This window comes from Streptomyces sp. NPDC002754 (assembly GCF_053592315.1).
The window spans coordinates 256024-274322 of record NZ_JBSFVM010000002.1 but is presented as its reverse complement, the minus strand read 5'-3'; the positions used below and the strand labels follow the sequence as shown (position 1 = coordinate 274322).

22 protein-coding genes and 2 pseudogenes are annotated in these 18299 nt (G+C 70.5%); 22 read left to right on the top strand and 2 right to left on the bottom strand.

Annotated features, from left to right (window positions below):
- The first annotated feature begins 3 nt into the window (after positions 1 to 3).
- A complete protein-coding gene (locus tag ACWD2L_RS08650; protein WP_451188011.1) occupies positions 4 to 1512 on the top strand; it encodes an ATP-binding protein in 1509 nt (502 codons plus the stop codon).
- Positions 1513 to 1544: 32 nt separating this feature from the next.
- Complete coding sequence (locus ACWD2L_RS08645; RefSeq protein ID WP_451188007.1) at positions 1545 to 2240, top strand: hypothetical protein; 696 nt, start codon at positions 1545 to 1547, stop codon at positions 2238 to 2240.
- A gap of 78 nt (positions 2241 to 2318) precedes the next feature.
- Here ACWD2L_RS08645 and ACWD2L_RS08640 read toward each other — a convergent pair whose 3' ends face one another.
- On the bottom strand, positions 2319 to 2930 hold the full coding sequence (locus ACWD2L_RS08640) for a hypothetical protein (protein WP_451188005.1): 612 nt from the start codon (positions 2928 to 2930) through the stop codon (positions 2319 to 2321).
- Between the two features lie 277 nt (positions 2931 to 3207).
- Here ACWD2L_RS08640 and ACWD2L_RS08635 point away from each other — a divergent pair, with 277 nt between their 5' ends.
- From ACWD2L_RS08635 to ACWD2L_RS08555, 17 genes and pseudogenes are all read left to right on the top strand, one after another.
- The gene (locus ACWD2L_RS08635) at positions 3208 to 3972 is read left to right on the top strand and encodes a hypothetical protein (protein WP_451188002.1); all 765 of its coding nucleotides are present in this window, start codon (positions 3208 to 3210) and stop codon (positions 3970 to 3972) included.
- A 25-nt stretch (positions 3973 to 3997) separates the two neighbouring features.
- Positions 3998 to 4495 (top strand): hypothetical protein, encoded by a 498-nt coding sequence (locus tag ACWD2L_RS08630; protein WP_200717982.1) that lies wholly within the window; start codon positions 3998 to 4000, stop codon positions 4493 to 4495.
- A gap of 158 nt (positions 4496 to 4653) precedes the next feature.
- On the top strand, positions 4654 to 5379 hold the full coding sequence (locus tag ACWD2L_RS08625; RefSeq protein ID WP_451187999.1) for a hypothetical protein: 726 nt from the start codon (positions 4654 to 4656) through the stop codon (positions 5377 to 5379).
- 91 nt (positions 5380 to 5470) lie between these two features.
- The gene (locus tag ACWD2L_RS08620; protein ID WP_451187996.1) at positions 5471 to 6136 is read left to right on the top strand and encodes a hypothetical protein; all 666 of its coding nucleotides are present in this window, start codon (positions 5471 to 5473) and stop codon (positions 6134 to 6136) included.
- Positions 6137 to 6231: 95 nt separating this feature from the next.
- Positions 6232 to 8020, top strand: a pseudogene (locus tag ACWD2L_RS08615) (type IV secretory system conjugative DNA transfer family protein).
- Positions 8017 to 8247, top strand: coding sequence for a hypothetical protein (locus tag ACWD2L_RS08610; RefSeq protein ID WP_408054556.1), 231 nt, complete (start codon positions 8017 to 8019; stop codon positions 8245 to 8247). The pseudogene ACWD2L_RS08615 and the gene ACWD2L_RS08610 overlap by 4 nt, the downstream one beginning before the upstream one ends.
- Positions 8244 to 9416, top strand: a complete 1173-nt coding sequence (locus tag ACWD2L_RS08605; protein WP_382085173.1) for a DnaB-like helicase N-terminal domain-containing protein — start codon at positions 8244 to 8246, stop codon at positions 9414 to 9416. The genes ACWD2L_RS08610 and ACWD2L_RS08605 overlap by 4 nt, the downstream gene beginning before the upstream one ends.
- Positions 9413 to 9679 (top strand): annotated as a pseudogene (locus tag ACWD2L_RS08600) (hypothetical protein); the annotation flags it as partial. The gene ACWD2L_RS08605 and the pseudogene ACWD2L_RS08600, both read left to right, overlap by 4 nt.
- Before the next feature lie 121 nt (positions 9680 to 9800).
- On the top strand, positions 9801 to 10700 hold the full coding sequence (locus ACWD2L_RS08595) for a DNA cytosine methyltransferase (RefSeq protein ID WP_451188175.1): 900 nt from the start codon (positions 9801 to 9803) through the stop codon (positions 10698 to 10700).
- Between the two features lie 93 nt (positions 10701 to 10793).
- A complete protein-coding gene (locus tag ACWD2L_RS08590; RefSeq protein ID WP_451187992.1) occupies positions 10794 to 11393 on the top strand; it encodes a DUF4913 domain-containing protein in 600 nt (199 codons plus the stop codon).
- Positions 11390 to 12169 (top strand): glycosyl hydrolase, encoded by a 780-nt coding sequence (locus tag ACWD2L_RS08585; protein WP_451187989.1) that lies wholly within the window; start codon positions 11390 to 11392, stop codon positions 12167 to 12169. The genes ACWD2L_RS08590 and ACWD2L_RS08585 overlap by 4 nt, the downstream gene beginning before the upstream one ends.
- On the top strand, positions 12166 to 12642 hold the full coding sequence (locus ACWD2L_RS08580; protein ID WP_386549171.1) for a type II toxin-antitoxin system RelE family toxin: 477 nt from the start codon (positions 12166 to 12168) through the stop codon (positions 12640 to 12642). Before ACWD2L_RS08585 ends, ACWD2L_RS08580 begins: the two co-directional genes overlap by 4 nt.
- Positions 12639 to 13304, top strand: coding sequence for a hypothetical protein (locus ACWD2L_RS08575; RefSeq protein WP_451187985.1), 666 nt, complete (start codon positions 12639 to 12641; stop codon positions 13302 to 13304). The genes ACWD2L_RS08580 and ACWD2L_RS08575 overlap by 4 nt, the downstream gene beginning before the upstream one ends.
- A complete protein-coding gene (locus ACWD2L_RS08570) occupies positions 13301 to 14128 on the top strand; it encodes a large ATP-binding protein (protein WP_451187983.1) in 828 nt (275 codons plus the stop codon). The genes ACWD2L_RS08575 and ACWD2L_RS08570 overlap by 4 nt, the downstream gene beginning before the upstream one ends.
- A 24-nt stretch (positions 14129 to 14152) precedes the next feature.
- Positions 14153 to 15004, top strand: coding sequence for a winged helix-turn-helix transcriptional regulator (locus ACWD2L_RS08565; RefSeq protein WP_451187981.1), 852 nt, complete (start codon positions 14153 to 14155; stop codon positions 15002 to 15004).
- A gap of 115 nt (positions 15005 to 15119) precedes the next feature.
- Positions 15120 to 16070 carry a DUF317 domain-containing protein gene (locus ACWD2L_RS08560; protein WP_451187979.1) on the top strand — a complete coding sequence of 317 codons (951 nt, stop codon included), beginning with the start codon at positions 15120 to 15122 and terminating at the stop codon, positions 16068 to 16070.
- 57 nt (positions 16071 to 16127) lie between these two features.
- Positions 16128 to 16625: a hypothetical protein gene (locus tag ACWD2L_RS08555; protein ID WP_451187977.1), complete on the top strand. Its 498-nt coding sequence runs from the start codon at positions 16128 to 16130 to the stop codon at positions 16623 to 16625.
- A 4-nt stretch (positions 16626 to 16629) separates the two neighbouring features.
- On the opposite strand, the gene ACWD2L_RS08550 is transcribed toward ACWD2L_RS08555, so the two are convergent.
- A complete protein-coding gene (locus tag ACWD2L_RS08550; protein ID WP_200737705.1) occupies positions 16630 to 16893 on the bottom strand; it encodes a hypothetical protein in 264 nt (87 codons plus the stop codon).
- Between the two features lie 218 nt (positions 16894 to 17111).
- Between ACWD2L_RS08550 and ACWD2L_RS08545 the strand changes: the two genes are divergently transcribed.
- The 3 genes from ACWD2L_RS08545 (at position 17112) to ACWD2L_RS08535 (ending at position 18190) form a co-directional block, all read left to right on the top strand.
- On the top strand, positions 17112 to 17459 hold the full coding sequence (locus ACWD2L_RS08545; protein WP_451187975.1) for a DUF317 domain-containing protein: 348 nt from the start codon (positions 17112 to 17114) through the stop codon (positions 17457 to 17459).
- 100 nt (positions 17460 to 17559) lie between these two features.
- Positions 17560 to 17772 (top strand): hypothetical protein, encoded by a 213-nt coding sequence (locus ACWD2L_RS08540; protein WP_451187973.1) that lies wholly within the window; start codon positions 17560 to 17562, stop codon positions 17770 to 17772.
- A gap of 88 nt (positions 17773 to 17860) precedes the next feature.
- Entirely contained in the window at positions 17861 to 18190 is a 330-nt protein-coding gene (locus tag ACWD2L_RS08535; protein ID WP_451188173.1) for an esterase, read from the top strand.
- Positions 18191 to 18299 lie beyond the last annotated feature (109 nt).

Genomic DNA, 18299 nt, shown 5'->3' with positions numbered 1-18299 from the left:
CTCATGCCCCGTACCCGCGCCAGCGCCTCCCCTCTGTTCGTGCCCCGTAAGACGACACGCGCCGAACAGCGAGCCGCCCGAGCCGGTTTCACCGAAGCCCGCCGCCAGGCACGCCTCGCCGGAAATCCGCCCAAGCACCGCGCCGAGCAGACCCTCGACCCGGATCTGCGGCCTACCTACCCGCCCGCCGGTCGCCCCGGTCCGGCCTCCGCCCGCGGCGGCAAGCTCGCCCTGCCCGCCCACCGGATGACCACCGCCACAGCCAGCGGCGCGTACCCGTTCGTGGCCGAGGGCGGCCTGGGCGCCGAAGGGGTATTCATCGGCCGCGATGTGCACGCGGAGGCGGCCTTCTGCTTCGACCCGTTCTCGCTCTACAACAGCGGCAGGGTGGAGGGCTTCACCAACCCCAACGCGGTCCTGGCCGGGATCATCGGCATGGGCAAGTCGGCGCTGGCGAAGTCGATCGCCACCCGGTCGATCGCCCACGGCTACCGGATCTACATCCCCTGCGATCCCAAGGGGGAGTGGACCGGCGTCTCGCAGGCCCTCGGCGGCTACAGCATCGCCCTGGGCCCCGGGCTCCCCGGCCGGTTGAACCCGCTGGACGCCCCGGCCCGTCCCGCCTCCGTGAGCGAGGAGGACTGGTTCACGGAGGTTCGCAAGCGCCGTCTGCTGCTGCTGGCCAGCCTCGCTCGCACCGTGCTGAAGCGCGACCTGCTGCCGATGGAGCACACCGCCCTCGACCTGGCCCTGGATCTGGTCGTCGCCGACGCCGCCGCCGCCCGGGGTACGGTGCCGCTGCTCGGCGAGATCGCGCACGTACTTGGCTCCCCCGAGCGCCTCGACCAGGCCCTCGGCCACCAGGCGGGGCACCTAGGTTCAGCCGCCCAGGACCTCGCCCATGCCTTGCGACGGCTCGTGCACGGCGACTTGAGCGGCATGTTCGACGCGCCGAGCACCGTGTCGTTCGACCCGACCACACCGATTCTGTCCATCGATCTCTCCCGTCTCGGCGGCTCCGGTGACGACACGGCACTGGTGCTCGCGATGACGTGCGCGAGCGCGTGGATGGAGTCAGCCCTCAGTGATCCCGATGGTGGTCGGCGCTGGGTGATCTACGACGAGGCGTGGCGGCTGATGCGGCACGTCGGTCTGCTGGAGCGGATGCAGAGCCAGTGGAAGCTCTCCCGAGGGCTGGGCATCGCGAACCTCATGGTGATCCACCGGCTCAGCGACTTGCTCTCGGCGGGCGACGCCGGTTCACGCGGCCGGGTCCTTGCCGAGGGGCTCCTCGCGGACTGCAGCACGCGCATCATCTACCGCCAGGAGCCCGACCAGCTCGCCGCCGCTGCCTCTCTGCTCGGCCTGACCGGCGTCGAGACCCAAGCCGTGTCCGCTCTGACCAAGGGGCGGGGTCTGTGGAAGGTCGCCGGCCGCTCGTTCATCACCCAGCACATCCTCCACCCGGCTGAGCGGGAGCTGTTCGACACAGACGCCCGCATGGCCGCCTAGCCCAACGACCAGCACAGCAACGGGAATCGATCATGTCTGCTTCTTCCACTCCTTCCTCCGGTGACAACCAGCCGTCGCAGGCCACCGACCCTTTGGCGTGGCGACGGCACCTCCCGGCACTGGCCTCGGCCGCCGCCGGGATCAACGAGGCGTGCGACGCCTGGGACGCGGTTTCGGACTCCCTCTGCGACGCGGACGGCTGGCCGCTGGACGACAAGGTCTACGGGGACGGGAAGGTCAAGCGAGACGCCGAAGCGTGGAAGCACGCCGAAGTGTTCCTCGACCACGGACCCGAGGTGCTGGCCGGGGTCCGCGCCGCCGCCGACGGCCCCGACTACGTCGAGGGGCCGATCAGTGACGACCTCCGTCGGATACGCGGGATCGACACCATCCTGTTCCGGGCGGAGGAGTTGCGGCACGAATGGGCCGACGTCATGGCGCTCATGGACGGTTCGCAGCCGAGCGTGCTCCACCTCTACCAGGAGCGGGCTGAGGAGCACCGCAACAGCGAAGGCTGGCACTACGCACACGAACTGTCTGTCCAAGGGGCGGCGTTGGTGCGCGCCGGTGAATACCTGGCTGACCGGGCGGACGCCGAACGGCCAGCCCCAAGCGAGCGGGCGCGCGTCGCCCTGACCCGGTCCACTCACAACGTCCGTGGCGAGCCGACCGCTGTGCCTCCACTATCCCCAGCAACAAATCCGCCGGCTCCCGGTCGCTCCCGATGACCCCTAGCACGGAGTCACGGCAGCACCAAACCGACCGATCACCGGATTCCAAAGCGTAAGCACCCGTTCTGACCGGAGTCATGTCGCCGGACCATCGTCGTCGGCGTCCTCCTCTCGGGGGTCGACGTTGGCGGGATCGGGGTCCTGCATCAGCTCGAAGCGACGCCGCTGAGCCAGCTCGTGCTGGGCGGCCCTGCGCTGCTTCTCTTCCGTCCGGGAGGAGAGCGATGGAAGCGGATCGGAGCGGATGTAGGCCGACAAGAGGTCGGTCAGCTCGTCCGTCAGCTCCGCAAGCCAACTCACCGCGAAGAAGTGTCGGACACCCGCTGCCCGGAACCGGCGCATGACGATGAGGAGGGACTTCACACGGTCTCGGAGTTCCCGGTTCGGGATGCGGGCCACAGCCCTCTCGACGTTCTCCATGTGGCCGAACACGGTGTCCAGGTACGACGCCCGCTCGTCCGTGGGCATCGTGGCGACGTCACTCCTGACTGAACTTAGAAACTCCCCGAGCGTGATCAGTTCGTTCAGGGCCTTGTCCGCCGCTTCCTGGCCGATCTCGGCGAGACGGGCCTCCCTGGCCAGCTTTCTCTGGTGGGACAGAGTGAGCCACACGCCCCCGAAGGACGCCGCACCACCCACGAGGGCACCGCCGAAACCGATCAGACCGGAGAGCACTTCAGGTTGCATGGCGATCATCATGCCGACTGGACCAACTCCGTTGGGCTGATCCCATCAACTCCCGCTGGACCACTTCCCGCCCCTTCGCCGTCGGTCGGCCAGCTCGTGCTCCCGACCGGTCCGCCGCCGGAGTCTTCCGCGCGGACCGCGCCGCCGTCGGTCAGTTCCTCACCCGCTCCCCGACTCTGACCGACCGCGATCCAGGAGCCCTCCGTGCACCGCACCCCCAGAACTGATCCGCCCGTCGCCCGCACCTGCAACCGCACCCGCCTCGGATGGATCTGCCATGCCCAGCCACTACGACGTGCTGCCCGACCTGGCCTTCGGCCACCACCCCGTCCACGGCATCGTCGCCGCCAACCCGAAGAACCTCGCGGCCAGCACCTGGATGCTCAGGGGATTCGACTTCCATCCCGTCCCCGACCAGCCGACGTTGTACGCGCTGGCCGACCAGAACCGTGACGGACACGGCCGTACGAGCCGGGCCATCGAGCTGCTGCGCAAGGCCGGCTACCAGGTCGATGTGGACGTCGCACTTGACCCTGCACCGGCGCCCGACACGGCACAGGTACGCGACCGCGGTCCGCTCGGTGAACCAGACGTCGCCTTCGCCGACCACCCGCAGCTCGGCATCGTCGCAGCCTTCGACGACCGTGTCTCCGGCCTCAGCGGGCTGGCGCTGTTGGAGGACGGCTGGCGGCACAACTCGAGCCTGGACATCTACACGCTCCCCGCGACCACCGATCGCGTCGAGGCGCTGGGGAAAGTCGCCGCCGCCACGGTGGCCCTGCACCGTTCGGGGCTCCAGGTCGCAGTGCAGCCCCGCCTCGCTCAAGAGGTGACGGCTCGGCCCCGCCCTGCTGCCACGCCGACCACCGGCCGTGAGCGCGGTCGTGGTCCCGCCCGCGCGTCTCCGCTGAGCGCCGCCGCGCTCGCCGCCAGCCCGGCCCGTGCCGGAATCCCGGGCAGGGCGCCGGTCCCCGCCGCCGCCGTCTCCACACCGGCGGTCCGGCCGGTTGACCCCCGCGTCGCGTACTCCCGCGACCGCTGATCCAACTCCTCAAGGAGGCCCTTCCATGGCCGTGAAGACGATCTGGCCTATCGACCACACCTGCGGTCACCATGCCGACCGCGACTTGTCCGACCGACCGGCTGACCGACGCGCCGGCTTCGCCGAGTGGCTCGCCAGGCAGGAGTGCACGGACTGCTGGCGCGCCTCGAACGAGGGCGACGAGCAGGACAAGGCTGCCTGGCTCAAGGCGAAGCGCGCCGAGGAGCAGACGGCGTCCGAAGCCTGGTCCGAGCAGTACCGGATGCCTCCCCTGGAGGGGACCGAGCGGGCCGTTCCCTGGGGCGTGCGCTGTCGTCACCAGATCCTGACCAACGCCTACACCGCACTGGTCACCGAAGGTACGACCAGCGAAGCGGAGTGGGCGGAGATCGAGGAGAACGCTCGTACGGTGACCCGTGCCGGGTGGTGGATAGACCAGAGGTCGTCCGAGCCCGAAGACCTCACCGAACTGCTCCGAGCCGCCACCGGGGCCGACCGGCCGACAGAGAATCCCTTCTTCTGACCGACCGGGTGCCCTGCTGCGGCGGGGCACCCGGCTGACCGCCACCGTGCGGCCTCTACCAGCGATTCTCGGCCGGACCAAACCCCGCATTTGCCGGACGCTCTGCCCACTGGCCCACCTCCAACGGGTCCTTCGCTCCCTCTGCCCCGGAGACTTCCGTGCCTACCTCGATCACCATCACGTCCGAGTTCAGCGGCAGCGTCGTTGCCAAGGGCGCTACTGATGACCTCTCCGCGCAGCTCCTCCGTCACGCCGGTTTCAAGCAGATCGACGACTGGCACGGCCGACGCCATCGCCTGCCCACCACCACTCCGCTCGCCGACCAGGTCGCCATCGCCAGCCATGCGGCCGAGATGCTTCGAGCCGCTCGCTATGACGTCACCCTTCCGCCGTCCCTCGACACGGCCCGGATGAGCCCTCCGGTGCATGCGCTGGGGCCCTACGCCGCCGGAGCTGAACTCCTCAGCATCACGGACCAGATCCGTGCGGCCGAAGACGGAGCCAGCCTTCAGCGGGCAGTCGACCACCTCCTTCACCCCGAGCACGGTGCGCTGGAGCGTGTCCGGGAGGCGTTGGAAGCAGCGGGAGAACAGGTCAACGACCTGGACGACGACGCGTATGCGCTCGCCGACCGGTTCGGCTTCGCCTCGGAGTTCGTCAGCTCGGCCCAGTCCGAACTCGTCGACTCCGAGGCCGAGCTACGCCGCGTCGGCGCCGCTTCGACGAGCTACTCCCCAGCACCGACCGTCCGTGATCACCGTGATGCCGCTCTCGCCACTTCTCCTGCGGCGAACCAGGCCAAGGTCTCCTCGGCGTCCAGTTCCCCGTCGGCGCCTTGCTCTGCGACGAGTCACCCACCGCGCGCCTCAACCCCCCGACGGTGACCCCGGCCGCCCTCTCCGCCGCCGGCCTCCATTACGTCGCGCGCCCCCGCTCGACTCACCCGTCAAGGACCACTCACCCGAAGAGGCAAACGTGCCCGAGCACTACTCCAGCATCGGCGAGGCCGTCGGTGCGGCCATGCAGCACAACATCCGGCTCGCCCACCGCAGCGCGGCACCGGGCTCCGACAAGCCGCTGCAGGTCAGGCACCTGCCCAGCGCTTCCGCCGATCCGTACTCGGTTCGCGGGATGATCTCTCGCCTCCACGAGGACGCCTCGCCCGATGAGGTGGCGGGCATCATCCAGGAGGTCAACGGCGCACTGGTCGGGGCTCTGCCCGAGCTGACCGAACTCGTCGCCTCTGCCGCCGACTGGACTCGCGCCCGCCTCGACTTCGACGACCCGCATCACCATCCGACATTCGAGACGTGGACCCGACTGGCAGCCGCGTACGGGATGCTCCAGGACGTCCGTGAGCAGTTGGAAGCCGCCGAGGACGGTCTCGCTGCCTGCCCCGCAGAGCGCACGGACCCCCGGCACCACCAGATGGTCAACGTCCTGCGCAGCCGGGAGTTGCTCGACGATGTCCTCGGTGCCGAGGCTGCTCCTGTGCCGTCCGCTGCCCAGAACGTCGATTCAGGCCGGCAGCGGGCGGCCCGCGCCTCGTCGCCGCGCGCCGGAACATCGCCGTCGACCGGCAGTCCGCCGGCCACCGCAGCGCCTCCGCCCGCGCCTCGTTCTGCCGGCCGACTCCGCTGAAAAGTTCCGCCTCAGACGTCCAGGAGTACCCCCATGATCTGCACGAGAGCCGAGCGCGCCCCGCCCCTGCCCGCTCGCACACCCAAGGAACCGCCGTGCCTTCCCCGCGCACCAGCGCGCCCTCGACCACCACCGGGTCGGACGCGCTCCTCTACCTCCTGTTCGGCATCCTCGGCGCCGCCATGGCCTTCGGCTCCCTGGCCTGGCTGACCGGAAATCTCACCAACACCTTGGTCGGGAGCGGGACATGGGCCCCCTTCCGCGTCACGGACGCGCTGCTGCACCCGGAGGTGCTGTGGCCGTCGTTGAGCACCAGCATGCTGATGGTCGGTGCCCGCCTCGTCCCCGCCCTGTTCACCGTTGCCCTGGTCGTCACCACTGCCGTGCTGTGGATGCGGTGGCGTGTCGGGTCCAAGTCCGGCCTCGCCCGGAAGGCGGATCTGGCGCCGCTGCTGGACAAGGAGATCGTCGCCAAGGCGAAGAGCCTGCGCCCGAGCCTGGGCGGCCGGGAGAGTAAAAGAGGTCCTGCCCGCTGACCGCGGCATCCTGCTCGGCACCCTCGATCCCGGTCGTGCGGAGGTCCGCGCGTCCTGGGAGGACGTGATCGTCGCGATCATGGCCCCGCGTTCCGGCAAGACGTCCGGGCTGGCGATCCCCGCGATCCTCTCGGCACCGGGCCCGGTCCTGCTCACCAGTAACAAGGCCGCGAACGACGCCTTCACTACCACGGTGGACGCCCGTGCCGAGGTCGGCACGATCTGGACCCTCGATTCGCAGCAGATCGCCCACCACCCGCGCGAGATGTGGTGGGACATCCTCGCTGACGCCCGCGATCTCGCCGGGGCGAAGAGGTTGGCGGGGCACTTCGTGACCGCGAGCGTGGACGAGTCCAGCGGCTCCGACTTCTGGTCGACCGCCGCGAGCAACACCCTCGGTGCTCTCTTCCTCGCCGCAGCGTCCCACCGGCGGCCGATCACCGACGTCCTGGCCTGGCTCGCGATGCCGGCCGACCGCACCCCGGTGGACCTGCTCACCGACGCCGGCCACCATGCGGTCGCCGCCCAGCTCCAGGGCACCGTCTCCGGCGCGACCGAAACGCGCGACGGCATCTATGAGACCGCGAGGCAGTACGCGAGCTGCCTGCTCGACCCGGACGTCGCCGCCTGGGTCACCCCCAGCGACGACCTTCCCGAGTTCCAGCCGTTCGCCTTCGCCACGTCCCGCGACACCTTGTACCTGCTGAGCAAGGACGGCGGCGGCAGCGCGTCCGCGATCATCGCTGCTGCGGCCGACGCCGTGATGCGCGCGGCCGTGATCGTGGCCGAGCGCTCCGGCGGGCGACTCGACCCGCCCGCCCTGTGCGTCCTCGACGAGGCGGCAAACGTCTGCCGCATCTCGGACCTCCCTGATCTCTACAGCCACCTGGGCAGCCGAGGCGTCATCCCGATGACGATCCTGCAGTCCTACCGGCAGGGCCAGCGGTGCTGGGGCGAGGCCGGTATGGACGCCCTGTACTCCGCCGCCACCATCAAGATCATCGGATCTGGCATCGACGACGCGGACTTCGCCGACCGGCTCAGCCGTCAGGTCGGCGATCACGACGTCCAGACCACCTCGGTGTCGACCAGCGAGGGCGGCAAGTCCACCTCGGTGAGCATGCGCACGGAACGGATCCTTCCGCCGGACGCCATCCGCGCCCTGCCCAAGGGCAAGGTTCTGCTGCTGGCCACCGGCATCCGGGTCGCCATGCTCAACCTCAAGCCCTGGTACAAGGAGCCCTCCGCCAAGGTGGTCGGCCCGGCTTCCGCTCGCGCCACGAAGGCCATCACCGAGCGTGCCCTCGCGAAGAGCATCGGCCAGGACGATCTTGGACTGTCGGCATGAGCGCGCCCACACCACCGCAGGGGCGGCTGGCCCACGCTCCGGTCGTCCTGCGCGGTGGCCGGTGGTGGCTTGACGGCGAGGCAGGCTCGGTTCCCGCCTCCGATCCCGCCTTCACTGCCGTCTTGGACGCCTTCGCGCTGTCGATGGCCGCTGCCGACCAGGCAGTCGCCAACCTCCGCATCCGGCAGGACGAGGCGTCCTGCGCTGATCCCGGAGGCCGGTGGTGAACCCGCTGATGAGTGCCGAGCAGGCGGTCCTCGGTGCCGCACTCCTCGACCCCGAGCAGCTCACGCACCTGGAGTGGCTCGCTGCGGACCACTTCTATCGGCCCGTCCACCAAGCGCTGTTCGCCGCGCTCCGCAAGCTGCGCAACGACGGGCATCCCGCGCTCTCGGCCGCTGGTCCGTTGCCGCTGTCGTGGGTGACCGACGCGGTCGAGGAGGCCGGACAGCACGTGCGCGGGCTGACCGCGGCGTACGCCCACACCCTGATCCAGGCGTGTCCCCGAACAGAGCACGCCCCCGTGTACGGACGCATGGTGCTGGAGGGGGCGATTCACCGCACCGTCGCCCAGCACGCGATCCGTCTCCACCAGGCGGCTCGGGCCGACGCCGTCCAGGGCGAGGTCGAGGGAGCCTTGCGCACGGCGGACGTCCTGACCGGCGTACTCACCGACCTTGCACGACGCTGGGGAACCGACCCTCGACCGGTCCCACCCACCGCTGGCCCCTCTGCCGCCACACACATCCCGCCTCCGGCGCAGAGCGGCCAGGTCGCCGAGGACGAGCGGTTCCTCCTGGCCGTCCTCGCCGAACAGCCGGGGGCCATGGGCGAGGTGGTGGCCTGGCTGCGGCCGGGAGACTTCGCCGACCCGACCCACGGGCAGCTCTACCGGTGCCTGGGCGCGCTGCACCACCGGGGCGAACCCATCGACCGGATCACCCTGCTCTGGGAGGCCCAGCGACGCGGTCTGCTGGCCGACGGCACTGTGTCGAGCGAGCAGCTGACCGCCATCTGCGAAGGCATGGTCCCCGGCAGCGCTGACTGGTTCGGACAGCGGGTGATGCGCTCCTCCGTCACCCGCACCGCCGCCGCCTCCGCGCGAGCCATCCGGACCCTGGCCCAGGACGAGGCTCTGGGGCCCGGCCGGCTGATCAACCACGCCCTGCACGAACTCGGTCCGCTCGACGAGGTACGTGCCCGCTGGGCCACCGCGAACAGCAGTCCGCCTCCGAAGACCACGGCATCCGCTCCGTCGGCGGCCGAGCCGCCGCCCGACCGAGTGAAGGCCGCCCGCGCCCGCAGCACACCCCGCCCAGGTGCGTCACCCCCAGCCCCGGCCAGCCATCTCCCCACGCTGTCGACGGCCCGACCACCCTCGCGCGGCCACCCGTGAGACCCCCTCCCCACCAGCCTCTTCTGCCCCTGGAACTCGTCTTGATCTATCCCATCTCCGCGCCCGCGCTGGACCTACGTCCCACGGCCCCGAGTCTCGCCGCCCCGTTGATCGGGTCTCTCTGCTCGGGGTACGGCGGCCTCGACCTGGGCGTGCAGTCCGCGCTCGGCGGCACGCTCGCCTGGCACGCCGAGGTCGACCCGAACGCCTCACGCATCCTGGCCCGCCACTGGCCCGGCGTCCCGAACCTGGGCGATATCACCGCCGTCAACTGGTCCACCGTCCCCCAGGTGTGCGTCCTGACGGCCGGCTTCCCCTGTCAAAGACGTCTCGGTCGCCGGCCGCCGGGCCGGACTCAACGCCCAGACCCGCTCCGGGCTCTGGCTGCACGTCGCCCGTGCGGTCGCAGCCCTCCGACCCTGCCTGGTTGTGATCGAGAATGTGCGCGGCCTCCTCACCTCCCCCGCCGGTTCCCCTGGCGACGTGGAACCCTGCCCGTGGTGTCTGGGAGACACCGCAGGTCAGCCTGCTCTGCGGGCACTCGGTGCCGTACTCGGATCCCTGGCCGACCTCGGGTACGACGCGAAGTGGCTCGTGCTTCGCGCCTCCGACGTCGGGGCCCCACACCGCCGCGAGCGGACCTTCCTCGCCGCATGGCCCGCCGGGCACCCTGCTGAAGACGCCGACCAGCAACATCGGGAAGAACGGCGGCAGCCAGCATCCATCGAAGCGGAAGAGCGGGGGCCACGGTCCGAACCTGGCCGACGAAGTCGAGTGGCTGCTGCTGCCGACCCCGAAGGCGTCGGACGGAATCAAGGGCTCGCCGAACCAGCGGCACGGCAATGGCGACATGACCCTGCCCAGCGCGGCTGCGTCGTTGTTGCCGACGCCGAGGGCCAGCGACACGGGCACCCCGGGCCGCCGCCCCGGGAAGGGATGGCGGCCTCCCTTGTCGGCGGTGGTCCTGCCCCTCTGGACGCAGGAGACGCCGGAGGCGGAGGCGCGGACCGGCGATGGGGAGCGTACGGATCCGCCATCACCCGATGGGAGAGCCTCACCCGCCCGGCCCCGGCTCCCACGGACGGCGCCGGTCGGCTCCGCGCGGACTTCGTGGAGTGGATGCAGGGCCTCGACGCCGGCTGGGTCACCGCGACTCCGGGGCTCGGCCGTCCGGCGCAGCTCACCGCGCTCGGCAACGGTGTCGTCCCACAACAGGCTTCGCGCGCCTTGCAGTCGCTGGCGGCGCCACCCTTCCCCCGCTGTCCCCGCTGCGCCGACCGATAGCGCTCCACTACCGCGATTTTCCGGCCGCACCAAACCGCTGATTCTCCGGATCCTCTCGGGCATGTCGCCGTCTCACAGATGGAGCACACCCCCATGGCCGACACCAGCCCGACCTCCCCCGGCCCCGAGCCGTACCGCGTCCCCGACGCAGACCTCGACGACCTCGCCAGCACCCTCGCCAAGACCATGGCCGAGGTCAGGCAGCACGGCGTCATCCTCGACCGCCTCGGCTCCGAGCCCGAATCCACCGGCAGCCAGCCGCCGGACGGTGCTTCGGAAGCCGAGGCGGCTGACGGGAAGAAGCCCGACGGTCCTGCCTCGGTGTTCATTCTCGCCCTGGGTGGCAAGGAGTATGCCGTCGAACTCGCTGCTCTCAGCGACTGGGTGAACTACCTCTTCCTGCCGGTGTACGGCCGGGAGATCAGCACGAGCCGTCCCTGGTGCGCGCACTGGTACGAACACCCCGAGGCCGTCGCCCGGCTCCACGCACTCTGGCTCGCCTGGCAGCAGTTCACCGACACGGAGGCCGGCCTGTCCGGCCCCTCGACCTGGCACCGCGACCACCTGGACCAGACCCTGGCGCACCTGCGTGCGCCCGACGGACCGTTCGCGGCCTGCACGACCAGCGCAACTCGCCCCAATCACCGGGTGCTGGCCACCCCGGCGCCCGAGCAGGCGGGGGTGGCGGCGTGAACGACGTTCTCGACTTCGGCCTCGACGATCTCTCGCCGGTCGACGACGACTCCGAGGAAGCGATGGAGGCTCTCTGGGCTGGCGACTTGACGGTGCTGTCCCAGCACCACACCACGCCCAGCGGTTCGCACAGCTTCGTCCTCGCCCACGACCGATCGGTCACCTGGGGGATACCCGGCGAGCCACAGCTCGTTGCGATCGCAGTCGCTCGGGATCTGCGGCAGTCCACGTTCACGTTCGAGACGAGTCACCACGCCACGGCGTCCTTCGCACAGAACTGGCTGGCAGAACGCGGCTGCCCGCTCGAACGGATCGCACTGCACGGTGGCGACTACATCAAGCCCGCCGACGACCTCACCCTCCAGGTGGAACAGCAGATCCAGAAGTCGGGCACCCGCTACGAGGTCCTCGACACCTACACCTCTGACGACAACCCCAGCGAGGCGTGGACACTCGTCAACGACTCCCAGGCCACCCATGCACCGGTTCGCCTCTTCTACGAGGAGTGCAACCACAATGCCGGCACGTACACGATGCGCGAGGGCGCCTTCCCCGACGTCGGCGTCGCCCAGACCTGGCTGGACGAGCGCAGTGAACCGCTGCCCGAGCCTCCGGAGTACAGCGACCACAACGGTGCTGTCGTCCGGGCTCGCATCGCTCGCATCGCCCTTTCCCGGTCCGCCGGAACCTCTCCGACACCGCGGACCGGGCGCGACGCGCCCCGCGCGTCAGCGGCGGTACCGGTCCAGCGCGCGGTCCAGGGGAGGCTGCTGTGAGCCGCGCCCGCTTCGCCTTCGCCGCGCACCCTGACGCCATCGCCGACCTGCGGGAACTCCCGCCTGAGATGCGCGATTTGGCCTTGCTGGAGCTGCAGAACCTGGTCCACGGAAGCGACGACTGCTTGCCGTTGAAGGGCCGTCTCGCCGGCTTCCACAAGGTGTACGTCGACCCGGCGGTCTCTTACCGGCTGGTCATCCAGTTCCGCCAAGCGCCGCCGACCTCGACCCACAAGCGCGAGATCTACCTCGTGGCGGCTGGCAGCCGGAAGGACTACGCGGTCTACCGCGCGGCCCACCTGCGGACCGAGCCTCAGCAAGGGCTCGGCCCGGACTCCGCCACGGAGGCCCGCGTGCAGGCCGCCCGGTCTCGCTCGACGCTCACCACCGAACGGCCGACAACGGGCCGCGCGGCTGCCCCGTCACCAGCGCCGCCCTCGGCCACTGCTTCTCGAAAGGCCACCCAGCGATGACCAACGACCGTACTGCGCTGACCCGTTCAGAGCTGGCGGATCTCCTCACCGAGGCCGCTCAGAACGTCGGCGGCATCCCTGCCGCCGAGTACCCGACGGCCGCCGCCCGGTCCTACCTGCATCCCGTCTTGGGTCCGCTGGCCGCTGGGCCCCGCGTGATCACCGAGCTGAACGACCGGTTCGAGGGCTTCGTGGCCACCGAGCCACGCCCTGCTGGTTCGGCGGGCCTGTTCGCTCTGGCCTCATACGCCTCCGCGCTGGGGTGGCTCACCGAGTCGTTCGCCGAGCTGACCTCCTCGGTCGACGAGATCTGTACCCGCGTGGGCATACCCACGGAGCCACGCGCCCCGATCACCGCCGCACCCGGTGGTACGGAGCAGGACGACGAGTTTGACTTCGCTTTCAACGCAATTGAGTTGGAGGCGGTCCGCAACGCAGCCGAGGCCGCCGGCCTCGCGACGGACGACTACGTCGAGGTTCTCTCCCAGTCGCTGCTCGCCGCCGCCCGGATCACCGACGCCTGCATGGAGATCTCCAGCGGCCTGCTCGATGACGCCGATCTCCTCAGCGAAGTGAGCGACCGCCCTCGGCTCGACAACGATCCCGGGAGCCTGCCCGCTCTGGTCCGCTCCCTACTCGCCCGGATGGAGACGACGGAGTGAACCCGTACGACGCAGACACACACCCTGGGCCTTACCTCGTCGTCGAAGTGCTCGGTGTCGGGGATGTCAGCGTGCACGCCCTCGCACATGGTCCGGAAGAGCCGCTGCACCAGGCCGCTACACGCGTCATCGAAGCCGCAGCGGCGTTGGACGAGCGACACGAGAGCGTGCTCGACGCGGTCCAGCGCGCTCAGCGGCTGCTCGAAGGCACTGGTCGGGGTGAAGTCGGCCGAGCCCAGGTCTCGTACGCGCTGCTGCGCACAGCTCTCCCGGACCTCGGAGACGGCCTGGCCCAGCAGGACCGGGCATACAGCCAGCTCGTCGAGTCCCTGTCCGCCTACCGCCGGCTTCTTCCCTCGCCCGAGCCTGCTCAACACGCGAGCAACAAGAGCCACGGGCAGGGCCAGAAGACGAGGCCCCACCGGGACGACGACTGGGCCGTCGCCGGGGAGCGCGGGCTGGTAGCCCTCGAAGCGGTTGCGGCCGGAGGTGTTCGCTTTCGCCGCAACGCGATCGGCGAGGACCCGTACATCTCGCGGGAGAAGGCCCAGTGGCAGGAGCCGGCGGTCTTCCCGCAGACCGTGCAGCGGCTGGTCGCCGACGGGCTACTGCATCAGGACATCACGGAGAACGTGTACCGGCCCGGCCAGCTCCTCTCGCTCACTGCGCAGGGGGAAGCCGCCCTGCGTGATGGTCGCGCGACGACCTCCCGTGTGTCCGCCGCCCTCGGCCGCACCACCACGCGGACCACGTCAGGCGCGCCCTCCGACCCGGCCGCCGTGCCCATCGCCAGGACCTCCCTCGCGACCCCCCGCTCACGCTGACCTCATCCCGATAAGGACCCCACCATGGCTACCCCCGGCCTGCCCCCCACCTTCTCCATCGCTTCCATCGACGCCCAGCGCGTCGAGGAGGCTCTCGCCCGGATCGGGCCCAAGTGGACCACCTGGACCGCGATGACCCTGGCCCAGGTGAGGGGCCCCGTGCGCGTCCGCGACGTTGCTGCGCAGCTCCCCTTCGTCAGTGAGCAGTTCGTCGGCAAACGGCTGGCCACGATGCACGCTGACGGACTGGTGGTCCGCGGCTACGACCGGCGGGGCGCGCCGTACCAACTCAGCGCGCTCGGCACGTCTCTGGCCCCCGTCCTCCGCACGGTCTCGGACTGGTCCCGCACCCACCTGACACAGGAACCGATGGCCGAAGCCGAGCGTGTCGAGGACGCGCTGCGCCGCCTACATCTTCGGCACTCAACTGCCGTAGTTCAGGCCCTCGACTCGGCTGACGGCCAGATGCGGTTCGTCCACATCGCCGAGGCGGCCGGTCTGGACTACGGCCTCGCACGGCAACGACTTGTCCGGCTTCAGGCCGATGGCCTGGTCACGCGGACGGGCTCCCGGCACGGAGACCCGTACGTGCTCACCGATGCCGGCCAGGCGTTGGGGGCCGTCTACGCGAGTGTCGAGCACTGGAGCCAGCCCTTCTCGCTGCGAGGTGGAACAGCGGCACCGCGTCCGACAGCGGCAGCCACGCGGACCCATCTCGGCGTTCCGCTGGGGGCGGGAGCCGAGAGCGCCCGGACCGCGGCGGCCCTACGACGGAGCGCCGCCGCGTCGAACGTCATGTTCAGCCACGCGCCTCAGCCGGAACCGCGGGTGCCGGCGGCCGTGACTGCTCAGTCGGCACCGGGCCGGGGCCGGTGACGGCGGTGAGAACGAGAGGCCACTCGCCGCCACTACGGCATCCGCGTGCACTCCGGCGGCTCCCGCCGCTGCATACGCGGATCCGTTCTCCTCCTTCGCTTCCGGAGACTCGACCATGTACGCCCCTGATGACCCGACCCGGTACCAAGAGGTACTGGTCAGCCCCATGTATTTGGCTGGTTCCAACGGGACCGGCGAGGCTGGCTTCGCGCCCGTCGCCCACTGGCCCCATCAGTACCTCGATGAGGGCCCCTGCCAGCTCCTCGTGACCTCTCCCGACCAACGGATTCGGATCGGCTGGTTCGGCGACGACTTCGAACTGTGGAAGATCAGCGCAGCCGAGGACGCCTTCTCGGCGCCTCGCTGGACGGCGACGTTCAACCACGTCACCCCGGCCGAGATGGTCGCCGGCCTCACCGCCGCACTGGTCCAGGACTACGACGAAGCCATCGCCTCCGACGCCCCCGGCCGCTTCTTGACAGGACCAGCCGTCCCCTGGAGGGACACCGTCCGGCCGCTGACCGATGCCGGCTGGAACCTTGACGGAGCTGCTGAACTCGGCACGGTCGAGATCATCGCTCCTGACGACCAAGCGGGCATCCTCATCGATCGGCGCGGCTACGGCTCCGACCGCACAACCGTTGAGCTGTGGGCTGGCCCGCCGGGCTGGGGCACTCGTGCCGAAGCGACGTTCACGGCCCGCACCCCGTCCCACTTGATCGCCGCAACGGCCGCTGTGATGGCGAAGTCGACGCCGGTGGTCCGCGAGCGCCACCAAGTCGACCGGCGGATGCAGCACTTGGTCACCATGACCCCTGTCGCTGCAGCCGCGCCGATCGCCGAGGCTCAGGTCCGGCGCGCTCCGACTCCGCTGGAAGTACGCCGCACCGCGGTCACCCAGGCCGTACACCGTGCCGCGCGGGCACCACGCACGGCAGCCGACCTCCGGGTGATGGCCGCGCAGAGCCGCTCCACGGGGGCGGCGCAGAAACGGACGGGACACTCGGCGCCCGCGCCCTCTGCCCGGCTGCCGGCCAGCTCGCCGACGCCCCGGCGCGGACGCTGACTCCCACCCCAGGCCGCACTCCACTCGCGACCGTCCCCGCCCAACAGGAGTTCCACCATGCCCACCACCACCACCACCACCATGCTCGACCAGGCCACGGCCATGATCGAGAACGCCTGGGGCCAGCCCATCGAAGCTCTTGAGGTCCTAGGGGTCCGCCGCCCCAGCGAGGACCCGCTCCTGCGCTGCGCCATGCACACCCGCGCGGCCCTGGCCATCACGGACAGCGCGGTAACCGTTCACCAGGACCGTCTTCACGCCCTGTCCCGGCGTGGGTACGTGCCTGACTTCTACGAACTCGACCGGATCACCGAAACGGCGGTCAAGCTCCGCGTCGCCCACGCGGAGAGCCGTGCGTACCTCCAGGCGATCCGGCGCGTGGTGGAAGCCCGGGAGGCCGCCGCACCCGAGGTTGCGGCACCGGCGGTTCGGCTGGCTCAGGCCGCTGTCGCCCGCTCCGGGCAGACGCGGCACGCCCCGGGGGCCGTGCCCGAACCGCCCTCTCCGGCGGCGGTCGTAGGGCCGTCAGCGCCCACAACGGGGCCCCGACGTTGAACGCTTAGCTCCGATTCTCGTCGCGGGGGCCCTCTTCGGCCCGGGGGCCCACCGCGCGGGCCAGCTCCTCCACCGTCAGCTCCACGCGCCGGCCTTCGGCCACCCGGCGCTCCACCGTCTCCTCCTCCGGCCACCGGTCGGGCTGTGCGCCGACTCCCCACTGGCCGTCGGCGACCATCGCGATGTCGCCCACGGTCCAGGGCCGTCCGGCGGCGCGGATCTTGCGTTCCAGTCCGGCGCCGTCCCAGTGTCTGCTCGCCTCGGCCATCCCCTGCTCCCCTTCACCGACGTGCGGTCCCTCACCGCAACCCAGATACGACAACCGCGGTCGCCGATCCATTCCCGTCCCGCCGACCGCTCGCTGGTGGTCTCCAGTTCGCCCACGGCAGACGGCATCCCCGGGGAAACGACTACGCACTTCGGCATGCCGCATGCCAACGTACGGGTGTCGGGAAAACCGCAGGTCAACGAAGGGATCGTCCAACCGTGAACGCCTCTGCCACCCTCCTGCCCGCCGTCGTCCGCCCCTCCGTGGAAGACCGCCAATGGCTCTCCTCCGACCACTGCGCCGCTCCGGTGCTCGACCTCTTGGAAGCTCTCGGCTGGACGATCGCCGAGACCCCGGAGGCCAACGTCCACGCGACCAGCCCGGACGGCGGCGTCTACGTCGGCTGGCTCCCCGAAGACCCCTCCGCCTGGGCGCGCGAGATCGTCTGGCGCGTCCAGGTGCTGCCCGCCGACGGCGAGGTGTGGGTCCAGGAGTTCGGTGTCCATACCCCTTCCGAGGCCGTCGCCGGATTCCTCGCCGCCTTGGTCACCAACTCCTCGTGCTGACTGCCGATCAGGCTCCGCTCATACATCCACCGACGGCGCGACGACTCCCCGTCGTCGGGCCGACCAGCCCCGTCAATGGCCACCGTTCACGGAGACTCCCTTGCCCCAGTACCTGACCGTCGGCCACCTGCTCCGCCAGCTCCAGGAACTCAACCCCAACCTGCCGGTCCGTCTCGCCGTCAACCCCGACTTCCCCTTCGCTCACTTCGTGGGGGCCGAGGTCGTCGTCCGCGACGGCAAGGCGTACATCGCCGATGACGGTCAGGAGGACTACCTCCCGGTGGGGGCGCGCGATGCCCTCACCTGGGCTTGATCGCTTCCCTACCACCAAGGAGGCTTCCATCTCCTCGCTCCCGCGTCCCGTGCCTCGACTCGCGCTGCACGATGTCGCCGTGCGCCCCATGCCGGACGGCGTGCACAGCGCGCTTCTCCAGCGCATCTCCACTCGCCCCGACGGTCCCCTCGACATCACCTGGCTCGCTGCCGAAACTCCCCAACTTCCCCTCGGGCGCATCCGACTGCGCTGGGAGCCGGGCTCGCGCAGCGGCTGGGACGTCACGACGTACCTGGGGCTGACCACGGCCGAGGTGCTCCTCGGTTCCTGGCCCGCCGCCCCGGACGACTGGCCACGCCTGGTCCGTCCGACCCTGTACGAGGTGACCGGCCTGTGCGCCGCCCTCGCTTTCGCGACCGCCGCCCTCGACCTCTCTAACCGACTCGCCGGAGTTTGATCGAGGACCGCCTAAGGCCGCCCCCACGCCGATCAGGCGGGGGCGGCTGGATTTGTTCACAGGATCCGGTTCTGGCTCCAGTTCTGTGGTGCGGCCACGTTGAGTGGCT

Excerpts from the sequence above, each read along its gene's own strand:
- ACWD2L_RS08650 (WP_451188011.1), top strand. The coding sequence starts at position 4 with ATGCCCCGTACCCGCGCCAGCGCCTCCCCTCTGTTCGTGCCCCGTAAG.
- ACWD2L_RS08645 (WP_451188007.1), top strand. The coding sequence starts at position 1,545 with ATGTCTGCTTCTTCCACTCCTTCCTCCGGTGACAACCAGCCGTCGCAG.
- ACWD2L_RS08640 (WP_451188005.1), bottom strand. The coding sequence starts at position 2,930 with ATGCAACCTGAAGTGCTCTCCGGTCTGATCGGTTTCGGCGGTGCCCTC.
- ACWD2L_RS08635 (WP_451188002.1), top strand. The coding sequence starts at position 3,208 with ATGCCCAGCCACTACGACGTGCTGCCCGACCTGGCCTTCGGCCACCAC.
- ACWD2L_RS08630 (WP_200717982.1), top strand. The coding sequence starts at position 3,998 with ATGGCCGTGAAGACGATCTGGCCTATCGACCACACCTGCGGTCACCAT.
- ACWD2L_RS08610 (WP_408054556.1), top strand. The coding sequence starts at position 8,017 with ATGAGCGCGCCCACACCACCGCAGGGGCGGCTGGCCCACGCTCCGGTC.
- ACWD2L_RS08590 (WP_451187992.1), top strand. The coding sequence starts at position 10,794 with ATGGCCGACACCAGCCCGACCTCCCCCGGCCCCGAGCCGTACCGCGTC.
- ACWD2L_RS08575 (WP_451187985.1), top strand. The coding sequence starts at position 12,639 with ATGACCAACGACCGTACTGCGCTGACCCGTTCAGAGCTGGCGGATCTC.
- ACWD2L_RS08565 (WP_451187981.1), top strand. The coding sequence starts at position 14,153 with ATGGCTACCCCCGGCCTGCCCCCCACCTTCTCCATCGCTTCCATCGAC.
- ACWD2L_RS08560 (WP_451187979.1), top strand. The coding sequence starts at position 15,120 with ATGTACGCCCCTGATGACCCGACCCGGTACCAAGAGGTACTGGTCAGC.
- ACWD2L_RS08555 (WP_451187977.1), top strand. The coding sequence starts at position 16,128 with ATGCCCACCACCACCACCACCACCATGCTCGACCAGGCCACGGCCATG.
- ACWD2L_RS08550 (WP_200737705.1), bottom strand. The coding sequence starts at position 16,893 with ATGGCCGAGGCGAGCAGACACTGGGACGGCGCCGGACTGGAACGCAAG.
- ACWD2L_RS08535 (WP_451188173.1), top strand. The coding sequence starts at position 17,861 with ATGCCGGACGGCGTGCACAGCGCGCTTCTCCAGCGCATCTCCACTCGC.